The organism is Lactiplantibacillus herbarum, from assembly GCF_001039045.1.
Classification (GTDB): Bacteria; Bacillota; Bacilli; order Lactobacillales; family Lactobacillaceae; genus Lactiplantibacillus; species Lactiplantibacillus herbarum.
On record NZ_LFEE01000037.1, the window covers coordinates 17,233 to 40,765 of the forward strand.

The following is a 23,533-nucleotide window of genomic DNA, read 5'->3' on the forward strand; positions in this document are numbered from 1 at the left end:
GCCCTTAGTACCTTAAATTACTAGTTCCCGTATAATTCTTGAACTGGTTTCGTAATGATTTGGTTTAAATCATTCATCAACTGGTTCAAATCACGTTCCTTACCCATTAAGGATTTGATCTCATCAACATTGCCAACTTTATCCGCTAACTCATGGGCTTTTTGAACTTCGTCATCCGTTAATTCTTCACCATTCATTTGCTTTTGTGATAATTGCATTTGAATTTCCTGGAAGTCTTTGAACAGTGCAAATGCACTGTCATTAGTTTTCATCGCTGCATATGCTGCTTGTAACGCTTTGAATTCTTTGGTTTGACGTAACTCTTGTTCCAATTGGTTCGCTGTATCGTAGATATTTACGGCCATTGTGAGTTCCTCCTCGAAATAGATATTGTTATTATTTTAGCATTTTTACGTAGACTTGAATAGCATTCTCTATCCATAGTTTAAATCTAGTTCAGCTTAATTACCGAATAAACTCTTCGCCTTAGAAAACCAGTTCTTAGCGCCACTCTCCACGTCACTCCAAACTGAAGAGGAGCTGTTATTAGAACTGCTAGAATCACTGCTAGCATTGGCCGCTTCAGATGCCAACGTTGCCGCATCTTTAGTCCCAAAACTCGTGTTATTCGTATTCGGTAAAATGCCTTGCAATTCAGTCTTAAATAGCGAAGACAATTGGTTTTCAGATAAGCTCTTCAAGTAATGCGTACTATTAGTGGTATCAAAACCGATCCAAGTTGTCACAACAATATCCGGCGTGTAAGCAATCATCCACTGATCCTTAGTACCAGAGCCACTGCTATAATCAGCTTGCGTACTACCCGTCTTACCAGCTACTTGATAGCCGTATGGTTTAGCTGCGGCACCGGTACCACTGTTATAGACACCAAGCATCATACTGGTCATTTTCTTCGCAGTGCTAGCCGACATGACTCGTTTGCTGGTTGTCTTAGTATTATCCACGACGACATTGCCGCTAGCATCCACAATCTTTGTGATGAAGTGAGAAGTTGTCTTCTTACCACCGTTAGCAAACGCCGTGTAGGCACTCGTCATCTGTGCCGGTGATACCCCAGTAGTTAAACCACCAAGCGCTAAGGCCAAGTTATCATCTGATTTGGTTACTGGCAACCCAAACTTCTTAACTGATTTATAACCCTTATTAACACCGATTTTGTTCAGTAACCAAACGGCTGGAATATTCATACTCTGTGATAACGCCGTGTACATTGGTACCGAAGTGCTATAGATATTATCATAATTCTTTGGTGCGTATTTATTTGCCCCAAAGGTCTGTTGCTTATTCGACAGGTTGGAATCATAGGTATAACCACTTTCTAGTGCTGGCGTATAGACTGCCAGTGGTTTGATCGTCGAACCTGGTTGTCGTTTAATCTGCGTTGCCCGGTTGAACCCCCGGAAAACGTGTTGACCACGACCACCAACCACGGCAAGAACACCACCAGTTGAAGGATCAACGGCAATCGAAGCCCCTTGTACCTTCGTGCCGTCATCCGCATTAGATGGGAATAAGCTACTGGTCTTAAACGCCGTCTGCATCTGCGTCTGATCATCCTGATCCAGTGACGTGTAGATCTTATAACCACGATTCATAATATCTGATTCCGTTAAACCATACTTGTTGATGGCTTCATCAATCACCGCGTCAAAATAGTAAGGGTAGTTATAGCCACTTTCATAGTGGTAATTATTCGTTAACGTCATTGTCTTCTTAGAGTACAAATTATACTCGCTCTGCGATAACTTCTTGTTAGCGACCATGTTACTTAGGACGACGTTACGACGTGCTGTGGACGCCTTCGGATGACTGATTGGGTCATAACCACTTGGTGAGCTCAGCATGCCGGCTAAAGTTGCGGCTTTATCCACACTCAAGTCCGAAGCGTGAACCCCAAAGTAACGTTCCGCAGCGTCTTCTGCGCCCCAAACACCATGGCCAAAGTAGGCGTTATTCAGATACATCGTCAAGATTTGTTGTTTAGAGTAGACATTCTCTGTCTCAATTGATAAGAAAATTTCTCGCAGTTTACGTGAAAAGGTCTGTTGCTGCGTCAAAAAGGCGTTCTTCACTAGCTGTTGGGTCAAGGTACTCCCACCACCGCTAATGTAATCACGACCGATCATCTTATTGAACACTAGCAACACGAAAGCGCGACTCATCCCTTTAATCGAAAAACCGTGTTCCTTATAGAAATTACGATCTTCAGTTGAGATAACGGCATTCTGAAGGTTCTTGGATATCCCACTCAGGTGAACGTAAGTCCCCTTTTGCGAGTATAACGAACCAGCCTTCTTATTATCCTTGTCATAAACGACGGTTGTCTTTTCCAGTTCGGCTTGTAGATTACCGACCTTTGCCGTTTTGGCTTCAAAAGTTAAATAGGCACTACCAACTAAGACGATGGCCAAGATAATTACAATCAACCAGCGTGTGATCTGCCGGCGATGCCATTGATAGCCCAGTACCGCAGCGAATCGCCGCCAATACGGTGCTAACCAATCGCCAACGACATGTAAGCCGTCTTTGATCGTAGCCCAAAAACCATTTTTCTGCATAATCTTCCCCTTGTTCAGCCAGTATCACACTCACGATACCCGCGTTACTTGTTAGTATTAACAATTGTATCATAAATCCTGATTAACTCAGTATTTCGACTAAACCTTGAAAAAATCTTCAACAATCGGTGATTAACTACAAAAGTTACAACCACAGTTTCCGCCTCCGGTAGTCAGTACTAGACTCGTTAACACCTGCAGCAATGATCGTTAACTTGCATTTTTTATAAACTGACCGCCATCCAAGATAGTAATTAAATCAAATTTAAGTAGCGTTATTCAGGAACGTAGAGAGTAACCTTTATACAACAACCAACAAGTAGCCACCATTATTTTCAGCCCTTAGCCATATAAAAAACGGTCCCAAAACAATTAACAACTGCAGTGACTCAGATAACGGCTGACTAAACCAAACATTATCTGATCCAAGCATCTATTTGTTGCTAATTATTTCGGGTACCGCCTTGCAACGACTGATTATCGCTGCCACTTCAGCCACCGTTTGACCGCAAGCTCATTACTTACGGCGAACACCACGACGACTCGCATTCAATTCATTTTGTTGTTTCTTAAACTTCTCAAAGGTTGCGTCTCGTTGTTTTTGCTGCTTACGAGGCGTTTCTTTTTTCGTATATTTCATAATTAACACCTCTTCATCATCTAATCATAATGGGCAAGTCAGCTAAAAGCAAAGAATTATCCCTAATCTGCGACATCATTGTCATCAGCAACGTGACTAATAAACAAATCATGCAGCTGTTTAGCAACCGTCGCATTGGGACTAATAATAAAGATCGTATCATGTCCAGCCAAAGTACCACTGACTTCTGGCAAGTGCAAATCATCAATAATAGCCGCCAACAGATTCCCATTACTAGGTAACGTATGAATAATATTCATAAATTCAACCCGATCAATACTGATCACAACATCGTGGAGACTCTCAAATAAACGCTCTTGCTCGTTCTTATTCGTTTCTTTAAAAATAACGTACCGCGTCTGACCATGGTCATCCGGCGTTTTAACGATCTGCATTTCTCGGATATCCCGCGAAATGGTTGCCTGGGTCGCAGTAATATCTTCCGCCTTTAACTTAGCCATCAATTCTTCCTGAGTCGCGATAGGGTATTCCATAATTAACCGTTCAATAACCGCTTGACGTTCAGATTTTTTCATTTTGCGGGACCTCCCCTAAATAATTATGAGTATATTATAGCAAATATCCACTTCGCAAACTACGAACAACACTGCAAAAAGCACACTTTCCGCAATCAAACCGGAAAGTGTGCCTTATCTTCATTGAATAATTATAAAAAACAACCTAAGCTACTCAGCGCTACCAATTCTCACATAACACCTTGAACAGCGATACGCGTCGAAACTAGTCAACTTCATCAAAACGACGTAAATACTGGCTTACCAGAGTTAATCCCCGTTTTAGCGTCTCAGTATCCGTGCAATAACCGACCCGCGCATGTCCTGGCAGATCAAAACGTGAACCGGGTACCAGTAACACCCCAGTATCCGCCAACAGCTGGCGACAAAAAGTCTCGTCATCTAGTGGAATCGTTAATTTAATGCACGATACCGAAATGGCATGTGGCGCAATCAAGTCGACCCGCGGCTCTTGAACCACCCAATCCGTCAGTATTTTTAGGTTGCGTTCAACAATCATGCGATTGCGTGCCAGAACAGTCGCCCGGTGTTGCAAGATCGTTACGGCAAGTTGATCGTTCAGTACACCACTACAGATCATCGTGTAGTCGCGGTACTTCCGAAAGATTTCAACTAAGGCAGTATCCGGTGTGGCGACCCAGCCAATTCGAAGTCCCGGTGCCGAATACGTCTTGGATAGACTATTAACTGCAATCCCGCGTTCGTATATGTCAGCAATCGACACAAATGGCGTATCGTCTAATGGTGCGTAGACTTCATCCGCCAATACGTATGCCCCAACTTCGCGCGCTAAAGCGACAACCTGTTCCAACAACGCTCGATCCAATAAACTACCAGTTGGATTGACCGCATTATTCAGTAAAATCATCTTAGTCGTCGGTTTGATCAACGTTTTTAATTCATTAATGTCCGGTAACCAAGCCTGATCCTCATCAATATGCCAGTAGTCCACTTCGGCACCTAACGACTTAGGAATGTCATACAGCTGTTGGTAGCTCGGATACAACGCGATAACGTGATCTCCGGGTTCCACTAAGCTGTAGATGGCCAAGTGATTCGCGCCAGTTGCGCCGTTAGTCTGTAAAATATTATCCGCTGGTACTTGGTGGTATAGCCCACTCACCGCTTGCTTGAAATCCGGTGAACCCCCCGACCCAGCCATAATCCAGCCGAGCCGCTGCTAAGTCTTGATAAAAGTGGTCTTCATCACGGCCGTCAAGCGCTGCAATTTCTGCCATCGTTAACGCCGCAATCGAGCTCTGACTAATATCCGTGGTGGCTTCTCGTTCGTGGGCATTTAACCACGCCTCAACACCAAAACCGGCAATTTTCATTCGTATCGTTCCTCTCTCAAAAAAGTCCAATACGACTAGCATACCGATTGTCAGCGGTGACCGCAACTATATTTTAGCGATAAAAGTGGCTAGTAATTTAACGCCGTACAGAATAATAATCAGGCCGCAGATGCGATTGATCCACAGCAGCACACGTGGTTGCATCAGGTGCTTAAACTTGCTAACAAGGGTCGTCAAACCCATAAACCAGATAATTGAAGCGACGATGACCCCAATAATGAAAAAATGTGCCAATGCTGCTGGAATCGACACCCGAAAAGCCGCTAATAGTACTGATCCATCGATCAAGGCCTGTGGGTTCAGCCACGCCACTGAAAAGGCCGTTATAACTGCAGTTCGGTAGGAGAAAGCTGCATCCATGGTCCCCATCGCCGATTCTTTTTGTCGCAATAAAGTCCAACCAATATAGAAGACTAGCAAACTACCGACTAGTAGTACCGTCAGTTCTAGCCACGGTGTTGATTGCAAAAGTTTGCCAACGCCATAAAAACAGGCCAATGACAGCGACGTATCAAACGCAATCACAATAAATGCAACGCGGATCGCCCGCTGTAACGGCTGTTCAATTGCCGTTGAAACGACAAATAAGTTTTGCATCCCGATCGGTGCGATGTAGACAATTCCAAATAATAATCCTTGTAAAAACACTTGCATGTTTATACCTCCCTTATACCAACCAATTAAGTTGATCACCCAACCAATTATTAGGTTTCATAGTGCGGTTAAACTTAACTAGCTTTTAATCCAGAGATGATTATAATAGAGATAATTCATTTTGTAGCCAACCAATTCAGACTTTTTCACCCAACCACTAACTCAGTTAGCTGCTATTAAAATTAAATCAACTTATCATGTTCATCATTAAAACAGTCGAAAACCAACGGCTATAAGGAGTTGTCCCTATGCAAACACTTCAAATCAACTGGCACCCAGATAAACTAGTGTCGACACCAATTTACCAGCAAATTACGGACTACTTTCAACAACAGATTGCCAGTGGTGACTGGCCAGTTGGGGCCAAGCTCCCTGCCCAACGCAAGCTAGCCGAGCAATTTGACGTTAATCGTAGCACCTTAATTACCGCGCTTGATGAACTAATGGCGGTCGGACTGATCACCAGCAATCCAGGTTCCGGCATGGTCATCTCAGGTAATCACTGGTCAAGCCTACTCGCCGAACGTGTCAATTGGTCGCAGTACGTTAAAGCCGGTCAGTTCAAGCCTAATTCGCACGCTTTGCAGAAGATCAATCAGTTTGAAACCGATGCGGTGATTCGTCTCAGTACCGGCGAGCCCGCACCCGAACAATTCCCACGCGAACTCTTCCAGCGTGCCTTTGAACACCTTGGCAATAACTTAACTAGTCTGAATTACACCGAACCAGCTGGTATTCTAGCGCTTCGACAACAGATTGCCCGACACCTCGAAAAAGTCGGCATTCACACACAACCGGAGAATATTTTGATTACGTCTGGATCGCTACAGGCCTTACAACTGGTTTCGATGTCGCTATTGCCGGAAAATGCCACCATTTACACGGAGGCCCCAACCTACGTCAAATCGCTGCACGTCTTTCAGTCTGCACACACGCACCTTGCTGGCGTACCGATGGACAGTCAGGGACTATCTTACTGGCAGATGACACCACCCGCCAAGGATCAGCACGCGATTCTCTATACGATTCCGACTTTTAACAATCCAACTGGTATCGTCATGAGTGCTGAACGGCGGCAACAAGTCCTACAGACGGCGCAGGATCACCGGATTCCAATTCTTGAGGATGCGGCTTATCAGGACGTCTGGTTTGATCAGCAACCACCTCAGCCACTCAAGGCTCTAGACACCACGGGGAATGTCATCTACTTCGGCAGTATTTCCAAATCGCTGGCCCCCGGATTACGAATTGGTTGGACGGTTGCCAGTCAACCCGTCATTGATCGTTTAACTGACGTTCGGATGCAGACCGATTATGGCGCCAGTTCACTTTCACAACTCGTTTTAGCTGAAATCTTGGCTGATCCTGAATACGACGTGTATCAAGCTAGTTTCCGAGCAGTACTGACCAAAAAGGCTGCTGCTGCTCAACAGATTTTGCACCACTACTGGGACGACTTCGCCACGTGGCAGGCTCCCACCGGTGGCTTCTATCTCTGGATTCGGCTCGCTGATAGCATCAATATTCCTAAATTATTTGATCTGGCGACCGCTCACAACGTGCTTTTCAACCCGGGTAGCATTTACGACTTTCAACCTAACCAGTACATCCGCCTGAGTTTTGCGTACGAATCGAGTGACCGCTTCGAACGCGGTATTCAAATCCTAACCAAACTGATTCACGACAACTTCAATGTTTAATCATTTGCTTAACAATTTGGTTAATTAAGACAGCTAAGCCATCATTAAAACGTAAACTATGCTAAACTTATCTCGTTTAAACAAATCAAACTATTAGGGGAGTTTTTATTATGGACGAAACACAAGCAACAGTTTTATCAATTTTACAAGATTTAACCGGGGAAGACGTCTCTGGCAACATGGACGCTAACTTATTTGACGAAGGTATCTTAGACTCAATGGGTTCCGTACAACTCTTATTGGAATTACAAAACCAATTAGGTATCGAAGTTCCCGTCTCAGAATTCGAACGTTCTGAATGGGAAACCCCTGCTAAGATCGTTTCTAAAGTTATGAGCTTACAGTAAATAGTTATTAAAATGATTAGTACAAATAGGAGCAAAACCAAATAATGGTTTTGCTCCTATTTGTTATTTAGTCTAAATTAACGCGTTTAAACTGGACCGGCTAACAATCCCCTATTCAAAAATATCAGCGTGCTCCTGCAAAGCAACCATGACAACCGGGGCAATCAGTGGTGCATCTTCTAACGTACACCACCGGTAATCGTGTATTTCCATGCCGATATGTAATTCAGTTGGTGTAGGCACCGAGAAACAGTTCAAAGTGACCACGTGTTGTGGCTGATTATAAGCCGGACCAGTGATAGTAAAAATCGGTTCCATCTGGCTAGCCGTTACTTGTAAATCCAATTCTTCCCGTAATTCACGATGCAAAGTCTGGCGTAAGCTTTCACCATCACCCACCTTACCACCTGGGAAATAGTAACGTTTATCCGGTCCCTCCCGCGTCAACAAAACCTTCCCCGCTTTGATCATAATTGCATTGGCACAAATAATCATTGCCACCGTTAACCACTCCCTTAATAACGTTATGACATTAGCTTACCATCGAATTCTGGAATTTACAGAAACTATACATAATCTTTACGTGATTTTGATAATAAAACGTTTGTTCAACACCTAAACTAATAGCTATCATTTAAAGACGATAAAGGAGTTCTAAAATGCAATTTCAAGCAAGGAAAGTGCTGTGGTTAACGATTAGTGCCAGTAGTCTGACCATTTTTGCTGGCTTTGGTCATTTAGCTGTCAGTCATCACCGTTTACAGGCTAGTACCGCCCACCCTGTTAAAACCACACCTACGACACATCGCAGCAAACCAGCTAAGGTCGTTCCAATTGATTGGCACGCGCCCTCAATGAAGAAAAGTTATCCTAATCTCACTCAATACCCCGACCTCAAGATTCGCGTCTCAATTGCAGATCAGCGCGTTTACTTAGAAAGTCATTATCAGAAACTATATACAATGCTGGCTTCAACAGGTAAAACTGGCGATGACACCCCCAAAGGTAGCTTTGAGATTCAACCCGAACGCGGCCTGAATTTCTATAACAGCCAATCCGGCGAAGGCGCCAATTACTGGGTCTCATTCAAAGATCATGGCATCTACCTCTTCCATTCCGTCCCCGTTGATGCGCAGGGACATTACGTTGTTCGTGAGGCCGAACAACTTGGTAAGGTCGCAAACTCACACGGCTGCATTCGCCTAACAATCTCAGATGCTAAGTGGCTCTATGAAAATATTCCAACGCATACCCCCGTAGAGGTCAGTTGATGAATTTGATGAAAAATCGGTCCATTGCTTTTCAGCATAACTTTTATCCCTACTTTGGCAGTATGATCATTACGTTCTTTGGTTTCTATGGCTTCACTTACTTAGTAACGTGGGTCGTTAGCCACCATTCCAATAATCCACAATTACTTGGCACAATTTTAGCCCTCACCATGCTACCCGCAATCTTTTTAAACTTGATTGCTGGCCGGGTTCTCCAATACTTTTCCGCCCGTAGGATCATGTTCATTACTGATTTACTGACAGGATTACTATTCATCATTGCTTATTTTCTACTTCAATTCAGTCCCTGGGAGACCCTCTGTTTAACCATTGTCGCTGTTCTCAACAAATCAATCGGTGTTTTTTATAAGCTCAGCAATAAGACTATTTTACCGGCACTCTTCGCACCTAACGAGCTAGCAACTGTCAATGGTTATCAAACTCAGATTAGGCAACTAGCTATCGTCAGTGCCACCATGTTGGTTACCCTAGCATTGCTCTGGTTGCCACCAGCAGTTCTGATTCTACTGATGGGCATTGCCTTTCTGCTATCAGCCGGCTTAGATCTCCAATTACAGACCACATCGATCTCAATTTCACAGACTTCAATTACTACTCAAGCCCCCTTTCGTTTGCCATGGGGGCTGCTAATAAATGCAATCAGTGGCTGCTTGATTGATGCGACTATTGCCGTCACGATTCCCTGGTTGACGGTAACTTATTTACATCGTGGTTGGGAACTAAGCTGGTTATTGACCGCTGCCGCACTTGGCATCATGAGCGCTCCCATTATTTCAAAACGGCTACCGACTCAGTCACTACTCAAATTAACACAAATTACTAGCCTCTGTTTATTAGTGATGTGGCCTGTATTTCCCGTACTCTTAGGCTCCATGTATTTATTGGGCTTAACTCGTGGTCAATTCAACATCCAATTCTTTACGACCTTACAGACCACGACTAACGTTAATCAAACGATGATGTGGACCTTAGCTATCCTTGATGGTACCACAGTCATTGGTAACTTAGCGACACCGTTCTTAATCAATTGGCTTGGACCGTGGAGTCTGCCATCACTAGGATTAAGTTTATTACTTCTCGGTTTACTTCAAAAACATCCTGGTTTTCGACGAATCCTAACGCCTGACTGAAGCCTCTTCACCAACTAAATATCTATTGTCCAGTCAACTCATCAGCTTGCATTCATGCGGCTAGTTTTTCCAATAAATTTTCAGCATCGACTAAAACAGATTCCGGATTGGTTCGTGCATCATTAATCATACCCAGTGGTTGTATATCTAGCGCTTCAAATTCAACATGCCGTTGTCGAAATTGTTGATGAAATGGAATCAATTCACTTGGTGCGAACGCTGGCTTCATCATCGCCGGAACCGAATAACGATTTAGTACGGTATAAATTTTCGGTTTCGTTACCGTATATTCCATACTGAATTGGAGCGCATCCAAGTCTTGGCAGAGCACCTTATTAATATCAGTCGCCGCAGAGTAAGTCAAAATAAAGCGATCTGCTAAGGGTAGCCAACATTCATTCAGTAACCACGTATAATTATCATGCGTCGGACCGGCTGAACCAAGATCTACTAATAAATAATCTGTTTGAACGCTCTGTAGCGCCAACGAGAAATCAATCCGCTCATCTGGCGTCTGCAGATCAGATTGCCAATGGTACCGTCGTTCTTTGTCAATGGTCGTCCAAGCTGCCGTCTGATAGTCACAGCATACGATCGTAACGGTTGCCTGCCAAGTTGTCAGCACGTTAGCAAGTGCCAGCGTTAACAGGCTTTTCCCACTAGCACTCTGGGTGCCACCGACGACGACTGTTTGTGTTTGTCGCTTCAATTCATCCGCCTCCTTAAAATAATCATCCACAGCATAACCGGCACCCTAACCAATTACCAGCGTTTTATGGCTAACCGCAATCGCATGATCAACGTTAATGAGAAATTACTCATGACTAGACCCTTCTGTCTAAATGGCCCAACAATTCAATTGATTACGTCAACCGAACAATGCCCAACTGACTGGTAGCCGTTTATATTTAATGATTAATCATTAAATATATGTTTACCGATCAACTAACCAAACCAATTTTTTGATAACGCTTTAAATTGGTCAAGACCACTTTAAATTAATTTTCACTGATAGCATTTGTTCAAAAGATTAACTAACTAGTCATGCAATTTCTTCATCAAAAAAAGCCCGCGTCCATTACTGAACGTGAGCTCTCATAACCCACTACTAACAACTGTTAGCGTGGATCAGATTAATTCATTTAATTACATTTCATCTGGTGCTTTAACACCCAATAAGCGTAAGGCTTCTTTCAAGACAACACTGACACTCTTAACCAATGCCAAACGTGCGTTGAGTTCATCGTCTTCAACTAAGACCTTGGTATTACCATAATACTTGTTAAAGGCTTTAGCTAAGTGAATTGCGTACTTCGCAACGATTGATGGTTCGTATTCAGTACTTGCACGTACCACCGTCGCTGGGAATTCGCTAAGTAACTTCAACGTATCCCAAGCAGCTGGATCACTTAAAGCTTGACCAGACGTTGCTAATTCAGGGCTACCAGCTTTACGCAAGATACTTTCAGCACGTGCGTGAGCGTATTGAACGTAAGGGCCAGTTTCGCCTTCAAAACGAACCACTTCTTCTAAGTTAAAGTCAAAACTGTTCATCCGTTCATTCTTCAAATCATGGAAAATAACGGCGCCGATACCGACTGCATCCGCTACTTCATCCTTGTTAGGAAGATCAGGGTTCTTAGCTTCAATCTGTTGGTGTGCCAAGGTGACTGCATCATCCAGCACCTTGTCGAGTAAGATGACCCGACCACTACGAGTAGATAATTTCTTACCGTTAGACGTAATTAAACCGAATGGAATGTGGTGAATTTCGTCTGACCAGTCAAAGCCCATTTCTTTTAAGACCGCTTTTAATTGCTTGAAATGGTTAGTCTGTTCGTTACCAACCACGTAAAGTGACTGAACGAATTCATAAGTCCGCTTCCGGTAAATGGCTGCTGCCAAGTCACGGGTGATATAAAGCGTTGCACCATCAGACTTCTTGATCAAAGCTGGGTTCAAGTCGTACTTACTTAAATCAACAACTTCAGCGCCCTGACTTTCATGTAAGAGGTCTTTGGTTTCTAAGATATCAACAACTTCTTGCATCTTATCGTTATAGAAAGCTTCACCATTGAATGAATCGAAGTCAATATCCAAGCGTTCATAGATCTGCTTGAAGGCCTTCAATGATTCAGAACGGAACCATGACCACAAGTGGGTCGCTTCTTCGTCGCCATTTTCCAACTTCTTGAACCAGTCACGGGCTTCATCGTCCATTTCTGGATGTTCAACGTCTTCTTCATGGAAACGCACGTAATACTTCAGTAAATTATTGATAGGGTCAGCCTTAACATCGGCTTCACTACCCCACATCTTGTAAGCCGTGATCAACTTACCGAATTGGGTTCCCCAGTCGCCTAAGTGGTTGATCTTAACGGGTTGGTAATCTAATTTACCTAAGATATTAGCTAATGAATTCCCAATAACCGTTGAGCGTAAGTGCCCCATTGAGATAGGCTTAGCAATATTAGGTGAAGACATGTCGATTGGGACTTGACCCTGTTCGCCAAGCTTGCTGTCCCCAAAATGACCGCCGTCAGTCAAGACTTGACCTAAAATGTCAGCTGCAAAGGCATCCTTCTTAAAGAAGAAGTTGACATAAGGTCCCATCGCAACGACTTGTTCGAAGTCACTGTCATCGATTTGTTCAACGATGTCACTGGCAATCATTTGAGGTGCCTTGTGTAAGGTTTTAGCTAACGTAAACGTTGGGAAAGCTAAGTCACCCTGCTTTGATGTCTTAGGTTGTTCAATCTTAGTGATGATGTCATCACTGGTTAAATCTGGTAAAGCGGGCGCTAAGGTTGCCGCTACAAGTTGTTTGTAATCCATAAGTTCCTCCTGATATGGTGGTCACGGGACAAAAAAAGTCCCCTACATATTTCAAAAACATGTAAGAGACGAGATATTCCCGCGGTACCACTCTAATTGATATTACATCCACTTATTATCGAATTGTCGTCTTCAAAAGCGCGCTTCCGACTACCTTAGATTCGGCTTCCATCATCCCGAACTCGCTATTCTATGGCGGTGTCGTACTCTTCTTTCTCATTAGACGTGTAAATTTTACTTGCGTTAGTATAACAGAATTTGACCGTTTTGACTAGTTTAACCTTAATACCATGTCCTGATGAGGAATGTCATCTTCCAAATAAATGGCCGATACCGGTTGAAAGCCAAAGCTTCTGTAGAACCGATCCAAGTAGTGCTGAGCCTGAATATTAATCTGAGCCGTATCCGGCCAAAGCACTTGAATCTGCTCAATTGCCTGCCGCAACAGCTGCTGACCATTACCTTGCCCCCGCGCTTCCGGATTAGTCACCACCCGACCAATGCGGGCCTGATGATGATCTTCACGCATTAACCGGGCATACGCTAGCAACTTCTGATCATCATCAGTTCCAAGTAGATGCTGTGCTGTCAAATCCACATCATCAACATCTTGAAACGGACACTGCTGCTCAACGACGAAGACAGCAATCCGCAACCAGTAGATTTTTTGCAGCTGTCGTGGCGTTAGTTCATCAAATGAAATCGTCGTAAATTGCATTTTAACGCTCCCTGGTTAGTCAACCAAAAACTATTTTTTTAATAAACCGCGTTCAACAAACCAACTATCTGGTTGCCAAATCCACTGATTACCGTCATTTTCAACGAGATCAAACGCTTCTTTTGGTCCCATCGTTCCCGCTGAGTACGTTGGTAAAGCACTCTGATCAGCATCCCAAGCCTGACGAATCACATCAACGATCTTCCATGATTGGGCAACTTCATCCCAATGCGTAAAGTTAGTGGCGTCACCGACAATCACATCATTGATCAAACGTTGGTATGATTCTGGCGTGTTAGCCATCATCTGGCTATCGTGACGATAAGATAAGCGGATTGGTGCCGTTGCAGCTTGTGCATCTAAGGCTTTTCCGTTCAAGCTTAATGAAAATCCTTCAGTAGGTTGGATATAGATCGTCAAAATATTTTTCGTTGCAATATCTGAATTATTGGTCAAGTTCTTGAAGACCACGTTGATTCGTGTGCCCTTTTCCGTCAACCGTTTCCCAGTTCGAACGTAGAAAGGTACCCCACGCCAACGATCATTGTCAATCTGGAACTTACCAGCAACAAACGTTTCCGTCCGTGATTCTGGATCGACATCTGGTTCGTTACGATAAGCTTGGAATTGATCATTGTTCAACTCACCGTCAACGTATTGCCCCCGCACAAAGTTCTTAGCAACTTCATCAGGATTGTAGATGCGAACTGATTTTAAGGCCGCAACCTTACCTTCACGAATGGCTTCTTCAGACATTTGCTTTGGTAATTCCATTGATAGTAAAGATAAGACCTGCAAAATATGATTTTGAACCATATCTTTTAAAGCCCCAGTTTGGTCATAATAACCGCCCCGTTGTTCAACACCTAAGGATTCCGCAAACGTAATCTGCACATTCTCAACGTACTGGTTGCGCCATTGTGATTCTAATAAGCTGTTAGTAGACCGCAACGTTAAGATATTTTGAATCATCTCTTTACCCAAGTAATGATCGATTCGGAAAATATCTTTTTCAGGGAAGACGCTGGTTAATTGTTTGCTCAACTCATTAGCGGATTCATAATCCGTTCCGAAAGGTTTTTCAAGCACAACTCGGTTGAATCCAGCCGTTTCGATAATCGCAGCAGCCTTTAATTGGGTGACGATTTGACCAAAGAAACGTGGGGCCATCGCTAGGTAATACACGCGGTTGCCAGCTAATTGATACTTGTCATCTAGCTTATCTGCTAATTGATTCAACGTTTGGTAATGTCCGGCGTCACCGACATCGTGTGATTGATAATAAAAGTGACTTAAGAACGCACTCTGTTCCGGTTCAGTAGGATTTTGATCCGCAATGGCCTCGGCAACGACCTCACGGAAATGGTCATCACTCCATGGTCGGCGTGCGGTTCCAATAACGGCAAAATGGTCATTTAAGACTTGTTCCCGGAATAAGCGGAAGAAAGCTGGATAGAGCTTACGTTGTGCTAAATCACCGGTTGCCCCAAATAACATCATTAATACTGGTTCAGAATTATTCATTAAAATCACCCTTCTATAACATTTTTATTCAGTAATTTTTTGTAGGACGGTTTGAAGCGCGTTAACCACGACTTCATGATCATCTAAATGATCCAAGCCCGAAACACAAATGGCTCCTGTTATTTTACCATTTTCAATGATTGGAAAGCCACCTCCGCAAACCGCTTGTGTCGAATCTTCTATCCAATCATGATAGGTCGGATTCTGATCACGTTCTGCATAAACGTACAACGAACTGTGACTACTAGCGATAACAGTCTTCACTTTCCGCTGTAACCAAGGGCTTTCCTTGCGATCATTCATCAAAAAATGCAAGACGACTAGGCCGTTATGGACAATGCGAATGCCGACTTTTTTCGGATAATGTTGCTTAACATCTTCATTGATAATTTCTGCCAAAGCTAAAGCCGTATCGTTATTAAAGCTTTTAAACGTCAGTTTCGCTTCTTGCGCCAAAATTTCATCTTTATTCATCATGATTGCTTGTCCAATTCCTTATTTTAAGTTTTTACCGTACTTTTTCAACTATTTCAATCTTTAGTTTGCGACTGCTTTATCTGTATTCAGTATACTAGCCCTAGTCATACCAATTAAGCATTCTAGCTAAAGTTGGTTTAGAAGTCCTATTATCAGGGATAGGCCATTAACTTTTTGGACTTAGTGTCCAGAAATTAAAATAGGCAGGAGCTACTCAACAACGAGCAACTCCTGCCTATTTAGTCAAAAACCAACTTAACTCTCAAAACTGGTTTTGATTAAGCTATTTCAAACTCTGATTAACCCATTTAATAAAGTTAGTTTCATTATTACCGGTACGTTCTGCTTCGGTATGCCCTTGACCCCAAACTGTTGCAAAATCAACGTTTTTGACTTGCTTATTTTGTTTTAAGGCTAAAGCAAGGTTCGTTTCAACTGTCAAAGCAGTATCAGACTGATTGATACCCGTCCGAATTCGCCAGTATTTCGCAACTTTACTAGTATTAACACCGTTATAGTAACTCGTTAAGTAATATAACGGATTATAAAGATCGAGACGTGACTGAACCGAACTTCCTTGCGCATCAGTCTTCTTCAAATCATTTTGATAAGCTTGCGCATAACTCGACTTATAGTTCTTCAGCTTCGCATATTTACTACCATTTTGTTTCAACAACTTGCTAATCGTCGAATCAAAATGATTTGCACTGCTACCACTCGTTGCAAACAATTTGTTTTCTGTTTGTTGTCGTGTCAATCCATCAAACGCGCCAACATCTTTGGAAGCCTTTTTACAATGCTTAACGAAAGCTTTCATACTACTAATCGTGGCCGTATTCTTTTTCGAATTATATGTGATCCACTTGCCGTTCTTGTTGAGTGAATTAATATAGGCTTGCGCTGTTTTATAAGTTTTTCCGCTAGTCGTGGTTTGACTTCCCATCGCACTACTACCTGATGGCATGGCACCACCCTTTGCAGTGCCAGAAGGCTTCGATCCAGTTGGCATCTTACCAGTAGTTGAACCCGTCTGCGTGGCAGCGCCACTTGGCCCCTCTGTACTGGTAGCTTTGTAAGGGAACGTCGTATCTTTTAAGAAGTTGTTGAGTGATTGTTCAACTTCCTTCTTTAAATAAGTGGCATAACTACCAGAAGTGTAAATCCCGGTCGATGATTTTGACAAACTCAAAGTCTTGCCATTACTATCTTTTAGGCCCAGCTTATTAATATATTGAGCATACTGAGTCGCCATGTCATTCGATAATGCATTGGTCCATGTTCCTGATTTCCGAGTACCTGAATTTGAATACTGCCCCATATTCCACTCATAAGCCTCATTAGCAGTATCCAAACTCGTAATTGGACACCAAGCCATGGCACCGTCAATCGCATCACTAGTCGATTTACCGGCAGTAGTTGCCATTGGAGCTCCGATTTTTTTCAAATACTTAGTATACTTTTTACTGTCACCAGTAGCACCCATTAACGCACTTTGAGCACCACCGCCACTATGACCAAAGGTAAAAATCCGATTTGTATCTCCGGCAATTCGCGTTTTATTCAATCTTAGCGTTCTCACCGCAGACTTCAAATCAGTGACTCCCCATGGTGAAGATCCATTTGATTTATCCGTTTGGTTTAAACCGCGACATCCAGCAGCTACGTAAATAAATCCGGCTTTAGTATATTTAGCCGAACTGCTATCATATCCTGTTGGTGCGGTTTGTGCTGCATATCCTGGGGTATTCACCGGCATTACAATTGGTGCTGTCTTAGATGTATACCCCTTGACCTTGGCCTTCTGATTAAATTTAATACGATAAGTTTGGTTACCGTCAGCTTTAGCGGTAACGTATTTGGCAGGGATAAAAATTCCCATTGATTCATAAGTCTTACTGGTCGTTTTCGTGCCGTACTTAATACCAACTTGATAATAAACTTTATTCGTCGCATTATAACGCCATTTTTTTGGGTTGATTAACAGTTTCTTGGCATTAGTAACATCATCCTTAGTTACTGTTTGCTTAGTCGCTTTAGCAACTTTGGCTGCTGTACTTTGATGTTTAGTCGTTGTTTTTGAACTCTGACTACAAGCGGTCATTAAGGCGGTAGTTGCTAGTAAACAACCCGCCAACGGTAGAAAATGCTTCAACTTCATGATAAAAATACCCCTCTGCAATGTCTGACTTTATTGTATTTAATTTAATCCTCCTAACTGGCCGCCAAAAAATCAGTGCAAAATAGCGTCACATTAATCGTCAGTGCCATGTACAAAACTGAAAAACAAAGTCAAAAAATAATTGATCAGTTCTAAATCGCCACTAACGCTGGTAATAAAGGGTTTACGCACCCTTATCACTAGCGGATTCATTGTACCATCATCTCAGAACCACTCGCAACTAGCTCCCTATTAAATCATTAATTTAGTTATCATTGCACCTGGAATAAGCCAGCACTCTGAAAATTAATGATATCTACGCATTACTTCTACATTTTCGAATATTAAATAGCAGATTATCTTCTGACATTCCCCAACAACAACAATCAAAATGCACGCCAACAGACACTTAGCTCCATTTAACTAAAAACCAGCACCTATTCCAAAGAACGGAATAAGTGCTGGCTTCACAATAATGCTCACAAACTAACCAAATTATATCTCACTCCTAGTTAGAGTGATAATTCTAGAACTGCATTGAAAACTTCCTGTGATAATTTAATGTCGCTAGAAGCAGCCTGCCGCTTATTGGAACTCTGCCGACGTAATAACGCCTGTTTCTTCGACGTACTACGCTTTTCACCGTTAACGGCCGCATTCTTACGTAATGGTGGCACATCAACTCGTGCCATTGGCTTACCCTCAACGATAGCTTGCGCTGGCATGGGGTATAGTTTACGTGGAATAGTATATTTCAATTTTTCAACCAACTTCTGTGACATCAACGGTGCGTCATCGCGGTGGATTACGAATGATAAGGCGTCCACCTTAGCGTAGTTGACATTCACTTCAACTTTGACGACATCCGCAATATCGTAATCGGCAAACGTCGTCTCTAAGGTAGCATATCCGTGTGAAATCGACTTCAATGCATTGAAGAAGTCATACGCGATCTCAGAGATTGGCAACCGGTAGTGCAACTCAATCAAGTCACCCTGATTCGCCATATCAATCAGTTGTCCCATGTGCTTATCCGCCAACTTGATTACGTCACCGAGCACGTCGTTGTTAGTGGTGATCGTTGCGTTAGAGAATGGTTCTTCCACGTAGTCAATGTCGCCAAAATATGGGAACTTAATCGGATTGTTGACAATCAAGGTCGTCTCATCCTTCATGTGCACCCGATAAGTCACATTTGGCGCCGTCGTCAGAACGTCTAAATGGTACTCATCCTGCAGCCGTTCGCGAATAATTTGTAGATGGAAAATCCCTAAGAAACCACATCGAAATCCAGGTCCCAGAGCGTCTGAAACTTCCGCATCGTATTGAAATGAAGAATCATTTAAGGCGAGCTTTTCAATCGCCAGCTGTAAATCATGATAACTCTCATCCTTAGGGTAAAGCCCCGCAAAGACCATTGGCTGCGCTGGTTCATATCCTGGCAATGCCGTGACAGTCGGGTCAGCTTGATCCGTCAACGTATCCCCAACGCGCAATAACTGTGGATCTTTGAGCCCAGTGACTAAGTAGCCTACATCACCAACGTTCAACGACTCGACCGCCGTCATTTGAGGCGTAAAACTCCCAATTTCTTTATTCTGTAATTTTTGTTCATTAGCCATTAACATGACGGGCGTTTCCGCCGTTAATTGACCGTCAAAAACGCGCACATAGGCGATTATTCCCTTAAAAGGATCATAGGCCGAATCAAAAACTAACGCTTTTAGTGGTGCTTTTGCCTCACCAGCTGGTGCTGGGAAGTAATCCTTAATGGCTTCCATTACTTCATGAACACCCAGCCCGGACTTTGCTGAAATCTTTAATATCGGACTATCGATAAATGAATCGTCTAGTTCGCGAATCTGCTGCTCCGTCTTGTCGACTTCAGCCAACGCGCTATCGATTTTATTAATGACTGGTAAGACTTTTAACCCGTTTTTAAGAGCTAACCTTAAATTGGCCACAGTCTGCGCTTGAACGCCCTGAGTGGCGTCTACTAGTAGAATAGCACCATCGCTAGCTGCTAGGCTCTTCGAAACTTCGTAAGAGAAGTCGACGTGTCCGGGAGTATCAATCAGATTGTACTCATACTCTTGACCATCATCGGCCGTGTAGAAGTTGCGAACCGTCCGTGACTTAACAGTAACACCGTGGGCTTGTTCAACGCCCATATCGTCTAATAATTGTGCTTTACTTTCACGTTGGCTAATCGTTGCCGTTTCTTCCATAATCCGATCAGCTAAAGTCGACTTACCGTGATCGATATGTGCAATAATTGCAAAGTTACGAATGTGACTCATTTTCATGATTATAACTCCTCTGATAGTTGTATTGTCGGATAGCGGCCAGCTAAGTAATAGCTAAACGTTGCGACCGCATCTTTTTTCAAGTTGATTTTAAAATGATCGAAATCCTGTTCGACTAGTGGCTGTTGCTGGAATTCATCCAGTGCGGATAAATTCATTAACCCACTAATAATAGCGCTTTGAACCAAATACAACTGGCTAACTTCTGATACACTCAAACTGATCACTCGCTGACAGATTGTCTGTGCGAGCCGCTCATTAGTCTCATACAGAGCCTTTCGGTGAGTGACCGTCTGTTCCAGGTCAGCGCCCTGCTCCAAGATGGGTCCTCTGAGCGCATTGAGCCGTACTAGCGTTGCGTGCGTCGTAATCAATTCAGCCGTTTCGCCCAATAATAGGTTGATAAAATCAGCCAGTTCAAACGTCTTCGCTTGTACCACCTTGGTGATGATACTTTCAAAATAAGCACAATAACCATCCAGCAAGAGTGTCATGAATAGACTCTCTTTACTCTCATAATAGTTAAAGAGTGTTCCCTTAGAAACGCCGGCCTGCTTGGCAATTTCAGCCATTGTAATCTGATTAAAAGATTTCTTCTCAAATTGTTGTTGCGCAGCCATCGCAATCAGTTGTGCTTTTGCGGCTTTTTGGCCGACAGTTAAGCTATTCATAACCATTCCTCCGTTTTTAACTACTGGTCAACTTAACATCAAATTCAAAATTGACTGACGGTCATTAATTAAATTAACACCACTCTTATCACTTGTCAAACTTTCTATGACTTAGCCTCAGACACACCTGAGATAGTCTAAGCTCAACTAACAGCTAGCCTTCAAACTACACAAGCCTATCCCAATCAAAGATGTGCAGTCCGGCATTCAACCTATGGCGTCCCCGTTAATCACTATTAATGCATAAAAAAAGAATGTTTAACCAGTCTGGTTAAACATTCTTTACCGTAATAATGACGGTCCGTACGAGACTCGAACTCGTGATCTCCTGCGTGACAGGCAGGCGTCCTAAACCAACTAGACCAACGGACCATAAGTGCAAGGAGCTTGTATGAGCGCTCCGTTATTAATTTATCATCTAAATTAATTCACTAAGCGGGTGACGGGAATCGGACCCGCGACGCAAGCTTGGGAAGCTTGAATTTTACCACTAAACTACACCCGCAGTTAACAACAGAAATTAGTATAGCATACATCCTTTCTGTTGTCATGGTTATTTATTAATTTTCTTCGTCTTCTTCTGGTGCCTTTTCTGGTTCTGGACCGGCTTTTAATAACTTAGCCTCATCCTTACGCACAACCGCACGGTGATTGTATTCATTCACGATGGGTTCGTCTTCTTTGTCAAACTTCTGAATCAGAACTAAGACTGAATTTTCATACACTTTTTCAATTTCACCCTCAAAATCATGTTCGAGTGAAGCAAACTTCTTACCCGCGACGTAATCGCCAATTTTTAATTCTACGGCCATGTGTAAACTCCTTATCGTGTGTGAAGGTCAACTACTTATTGAGTCTACTGTTCATCAGACTTTTTAAAATAAAATGGATAACAAATACTATCAAAAAATCGCCGTAGTTGCAAGTCAAAATTATGATTTAATAGGATTTTCGCTGATAATTGGCTCAGATGCTGCCGTCCGCTCTTCCATTCGGGCTCGCTGCCGTAAATCATGGACAGCTTTAACGTATGCCGGCAATAACACGGCACACGATCCTAACCAAGCTAATGGTTCAGAACTACATGCTCCAGCATAACCTAAAAGCCGAACCAAAATCAACGCTGCGAAGACCCGCATGATTAGTTCTGCGGCCCCGGCTAAGGTTGGAATGGCACTCCGCCCTAATCCCTGCAGCGTATTTCGCATAATGAATAGCATCGATAACAGGATATACGTACTCCCGATAACGTTGAAATACGTCTGCGATAAGTTCAATACGGCCATATCTTGATGACCCACAAACAAACCGACTAATTGTTTGCCCCAGATAATTTCAATTAAACCAGCAGCCACACTAAAGCTACCCGATAACCACATCGTCTGTTTGACACCCTTAACAATTCGTTCATATTTATGTGCGCCATAGTTCTGAGCAGCAAAAGTGGCCATCGTCACCCCAAATGACATTAACGGTTGTGTTGCCACTTGGTCAATCTTTTGAGCAGCGGTCGGCGCCGCCACCGAATTCGTTCCCAAACTATTCAACGCAGCTTGGAGGACAATCGTCCCAATCGCAATAATCGACATCTGAAAAGCCATTGGTAGCCCAACGTTTAAATGGGCCTTAACTTCAGACCAGACCAACTTAAAGTGGCGCCGACCAATGTGTAGGATCGGTACTTTGACCACGATATAAACCACACACATCAGGGTCGCAATCGTCTGAGCTAGAATGGTTGCCCAACTGGCCCCGGCGATTCCCCATTTAAAGACTAAGATAAATAGTAATTCCAAGCCGATATTGATCAACGCACTAATGATCAAAAACCACAGTGGCGTCCGGCTATCTCCGAGTGCGCGAATGACGTTTGACAACAGGTTGAACCCGATCGGGGCTAACATCCCGCCTAACATGATCTGTAAGAAGGTCCGGGCATCATCGATGATATCCGGTGGCGTCTGCATCAGAATTAAGATGTGATCGACAAAGATCAATGACAGGATCGTTAAGATAATCCCGACGATCAGACTAACCACAATACTAATGGCAAAACTGCGCCGTACCGCCTTAAAATTGCGACCGCCAAAGTGTTGCGCGGTCAAAATAGCCAGCCCAGCGGTTAATCCCTGAGCGAAGCCGATAATCAAAAACTGGACACTCCCCGTTGAGCCAACAGCCGCTAAAGCTTTAACGCCTAGTGTTTGGCCAACGATCAATGTATCCGACAAACTATAAAATTGCTGAAAAATGTTACCGATCAGTAACGGAATCGTAAACCAAAAAATTAGTTTTAACGGGTTCCCCTTTGTTAAATCGTTCATTTTCGCACTCCTTTCATTCCTTGAAATAGCAAGCTTGTAATCGATTTCAAGTTCGTTAGATTACTAAGCAAACTTTGCTAGTATATCAACTTTATTGGTTGAATACCAGTCTTTGGTATCGAAATAGTTATTAATTGGTGTTTAATCCTTAACAGTTGGTACTTTGTTGGCGCGCTCAAAAAAGATCTGGGGGATTGACCCAGATCTTTTTAATCACAAAGTATATACACGCATTGTACTAGTTAAGCTTATCTAAGTAACGGGCGCTTCTAATTTCGCCTACCGGA

At 43.1% G+C, this 23,533-nt stretch carries 20 protein-coding genes, 2 tRNA genes and 1 pseudogene; 4 read left to right on the forward strand and 19 right to left on the reverse strand.

The genetic code is table 11. The features are described from left to right. Nucleotides 1-20 precede the first annotated feature (20 nt). The 6 genes and pseudogenes from ACG95_RS11180 to ACG95_RS11200 all read right to left on the reverse strand — a co-directional run bounded on the left by ACG95_RS11180 (nucleotide 21) and on the right by ACG95_RS11200 (nucleotide 5,764). Nucleotides 21-365 (reverse strand): YlbF/YmcA family competence regulator, encoded by a 345-nt coding sequence (locus ACG95_RS11180; protein ID WP_048000595.1) that lies wholly within the window; start codon nucleotides 363-365, stop codon nucleotides 21-23. Nucleotides 366-461: 96 nt separating this feature from the next. Continuing rightward, nucleotides 462-2,579, reverse strand: a complete 2,118-nt coding sequence (locus tag ACG95_RS11185; RefSeq protein ID WP_048000596.1) for a PBP1A family penicillin-binding protein — start codon at nucleotides 2,577-2,579, stop codon at nucleotides 462-464. 517 nt (nucleotides 2,580-3,096) lie between these two features. Beyond that, entirely contained in the window at nucleotides 3,097-3,219 is a 123-nt protein-coding gene (locus ACG95_RS14920; RefSeq protein WP_152668336.1) for a hypothetical protein, read from the reverse strand. Nucleotides 3,220-3,281: 62 nt separating this feature from the next. Continuing rightward, nucleotides 3,282-3,755 carry an arginine repressor gene (gene argR / locus ACG95_RS11190; RefSeq protein ID WP_048000597.1) on the reverse strand — a complete coding sequence of 158 codons (474 nt, stop codon included), beginning with the start codon at nucleotides 3,753-3,755 and terminating at the stop codon, nucleotides 3,282-3,284. A gap of 205 nt (nucleotides 3,756-3,960) precedes the next feature. Then, nucleotides 3,961-5,089: pseudogene (locus ACG95_RS11195) on the reverse strand (aminotransferase). 66 nt (nucleotides 5,090-5,155) lie between these two features. Next, a complete protein-coding gene (locus tag ACG95_RS11200; protein ID WP_048000598.1) occupies nucleotides 5,156-5,764 on the reverse strand; it encodes a LysE/ArgO family amino acid transporter in 609 nt (202 codons plus the stop codon). A 248-nt stretch (nucleotides 5,765-6,012) separates the two neighbouring features. On the opposite strand from ACG95_RS11200, the gene ACG95_RS11205 reads away from it, so the two are divergent. Beyond that, entirely contained in the window at nucleotides 6,013-7,464 is a 1,452-nt protein-coding gene (locus tag ACG95_RS11205; protein WP_048000599.1) for an aminotransferase-like domain-containing protein, read from the forward strand. A gap of 110 nt (nucleotides 7,465-7,574) precedes the next feature. After that, the gene (gene dltC / locus ACG95_RS11210; protein WP_048000600.1) at nucleotides 7,575-7,811 is read left to right on the forward strand and encodes a D-alanine--poly(phosphoribitol) ligase subunit DltC; all 237 of its coding nucleotides are present in this window, start codon (nucleotides 7,575-7,577) and stop codon (nucleotides 7,809-7,811) included. 111 nt (nucleotides 7,812-7,922) lie between these two features. On the opposite strand, the gene ACG95_RS11215 is transcribed toward dltC, so the two are convergent. After that, nucleotides 7,923-8,306, reverse strand: a complete 384-nt coding sequence (locus ACG95_RS11215; RefSeq protein WP_048000685.1) for an NUDIX hydrolase — start codon at nucleotides 8,304-8,306, stop codon at nucleotides 7,923-7,925. A 164-nt stretch (nucleotides 8,307-8,470) separates the two neighbouring features. On the opposite strand from ACG95_RS11215, the gene ACG95_RS11220 reads away from it, so the two are divergent. Both ACG95_RS11220 and ACG95_RS11225 read left to right on the forward strand, forming a co-directional pair. Then, a complete protein-coding gene (locus ACG95_RS11220; RefSeq protein WP_048000601.1) occupies nucleotides 8,471-9,082 on the forward strand; it encodes a L,D-transpeptidase in 612 nt (203 codons plus the stop codon). Continuing rightward, the gene (locus tag ACG95_RS11225; protein WP_048000602.1) at nucleotides 9,082-10,233 is read left to right on the forward strand and encodes an MFS transporter; all 1,152 of its coding nucleotides are present in this window, start codon (nucleotides 9,082-9,084) and stop codon (nucleotides 10,231-10,233) included. The genes ACG95_RS11220 and ACG95_RS11225 overlap by 1 nt, the downstream gene beginning before the upstream one ends. 52 nt (nucleotides 10,234-10,285) lie before the next feature. Here the strand turns inward: ACG95_RS11225 and ACG95_RS11230 are convergent, their stop codons facing one another. The 12 genes from ACG95_RS11230 to ACG95_RS11285 all read right to left on the reverse strand — a co-directional run bounded on the left by ACG95_RS11230 (nucleotide 10,286) and on the right by ACG95_RS11285 (nucleotide 23,246). Next, nucleotides 10,286-10,942 (reverse strand): hypothetical protein, encoded by a 657-nt coding sequence (locus ACG95_RS11230; RefSeq protein ID WP_048000603.1) that lies wholly within the window; start codon nucleotides 10,940-10,942, stop codon nucleotides 10,286-10,288. Between the two features lie 437 nt (nucleotides 10,943-11,379). Continuing rightward, entirely contained in the window at nucleotides 11,380-13,068 is a 1,689-nt protein-coding gene (argS, locus tag ACG95_RS11235; protein WP_048000604.1) for an arginine--tRNA ligase, read from the reverse strand. A gap of 271 nt (nucleotides 13,069-13,339) precedes the next feature. Then, nucleotides 13,340-13,786, reverse strand: coding sequence for a GNAT family N-acetyltransferase (locus ACG95_RS11240; protein WP_048000605.1), 447 nt, complete (start codon nucleotides 13,784-13,786; stop codon nucleotides 13,340-13,342). Between the two features lie 30 nt (nucleotides 13,787-13,816). After that, complete coding sequence (gene zwf, locus ACG95_RS11245) at nucleotides 13,817-15,310, reverse strand: glucose-6-phosphate dehydrogenase (RefSeq protein ID WP_048000606.1); 1,494 nt, start codon at nucleotides 15,308-15,310, stop codon at nucleotides 13,817-13,819. A gap of 24 nt (nucleotides 15,311-15,334) precedes the next feature. Beyond that, nucleotides 15,335-15,787, reverse strand: coding sequence for a heme-binding protein (locus ACG95_RS11250; RefSeq protein ID WP_237756501.1), 453 nt, complete (start codon nucleotides 15,785-15,787; stop codon nucleotides 15,335-15,337). A 283-nt stretch (nucleotides 15,788-16,070) separates the two neighbouring features. Then, nucleotides 16,071-17,945, reverse strand: a complete 1,875-nt coding sequence (locus ACG95_RS11255) for a subtype A tannase (RefSeq protein WP_048000607.1) — start codon at nucleotides 17,943-17,945, stop codon at nucleotides 16,071-16,073. A gap of 512 nt (nucleotides 17,946-18,457) precedes the next feature. Beyond that, the gene (lepA, locus tag ACG95_RS11260; protein WP_048000608.1) at nucleotides 18,458-20,251 is read right to left on the reverse strand and encodes a translation elongation factor 4; all 1,794 of its coding nucleotides are present in this window, start codon (nucleotides 20,249-20,251) and stop codon (nucleotides 18,458-18,460) included. A gap of 2 nt (nucleotides 20,252-20,253) precedes the next feature. Next, nucleotides 20,254-20,922, reverse strand: coding sequence for a TetR/AcrR family transcriptional regulator (locus ACG95_RS11265; RefSeq protein ID WP_237756502.1), 669 nt, complete (start codon nucleotides 20,920-20,922; stop codon nucleotides 20,254-20,256). 297 nt (nucleotides 20,923-21,219) lie between these two features. After that, nucleotides 21,220-21,294 (reverse strand) — tRNA-Asp (locus tag ACG95_RS11270). A gap of 62 nt (nucleotides 21,295-21,356) precedes the next feature. Further along, a tRNA-Gly gene (locus ACG95_RS11275) sits at nucleotides 21,357-21,427 on the reverse strand. Nucleotides 21,428-21,482: 55 nt separating this feature from the next. Next, the gene (locus ACG95_RS11280) at nucleotides 21,483-21,734 is read right to left on the reverse strand and encodes a hypothetical protein (RefSeq protein WP_048000610.1); all 252 of its coding nucleotides are present in this window, start codon (nucleotides 21,732-21,734) and stop codon (nucleotides 21,483-21,485) included. A 120-nt stretch (nucleotides 21,735-21,854) separates the two neighbouring features. After that, nucleotides 21,855-23,246: an MATE family efflux transporter gene (locus ACG95_RS11285; RefSeq protein WP_048000611.1), complete on the reverse strand. Its 1,392-nt coding sequence runs from the start codon at nucleotides 23,244-23,246 to the stop codon at nucleotides 21,855-21,857. Nucleotides 23,247-23,533 lie beyond the last annotated feature (287 nt).